This is a genomic window from Streptomyces lancefieldiae (assembly GCF_031845825.1).
GTDB classification, from domain to species: Bacteria; Actinomycetota; Actinomycetes; order Streptomycetales; family Streptomycetaceae; genus Streptomyces; species Streptomyces lancefieldiae.
Map to the genome: position 1 here is coordinate 1 of NZ_JAVRFH010000299.1, position 476 is coordinate 476.

Annotated in this window: 1 protein-coding gene; it reads left to right on the forward strand. The window is 72.3% G+C overall.

The features are described 5' to 3' along the window. Positions 1–476, forward strand: a 476-nt coding sequence (locus tag RM812_RS42230) for a sensor histidine kinase (RefSeq protein WP_311586328.1), incomplete at both ends; no start/stop codon positions are given.

Below are 476 nucleotides of genomic sequence, written 5' to 3' on the forward strand. Positions count from 1 at the left end.
GGCTGTTGTCGCGCTCGGACGAGCTGGAGCGGCGGATCGCGGAGCTGGAGTCGGACCGGGGCGTGGTCGTGGACACCGCCGCCGCCGATCTGCGCCGTATCGAGCGGGATCTCCACGACGGTGCGCAGGCCCGGCTCGTCGCCCTCGCGATGGGGTTGGGGCTGGCGAAGGAGAAGCTGACGGGCGATCCGGAGGCGGCGGCGCGGATGGTGGAGGAAGCCCACGGAGAGGTGAAGGTCGCCCTCCAGGAACTGCGCGACCTCGCACGCGGCATCCACCCCGCCGTCCTCACCGACCGCGGCCTCGACGCCGCACTCTCCGCCATCGCCTCCCGCTGCACCGTCCCCGTCACGGTGGAGGTGGACCTGGACGCACGGCCCGCACAGGCAATCGCGGGCATCGCGTACTTCACCGTCTCGGAGCTCCTGCAGAACGTCAGCAAGCACGCGGGGGCGACCCGGGCCACGGTCGATGTG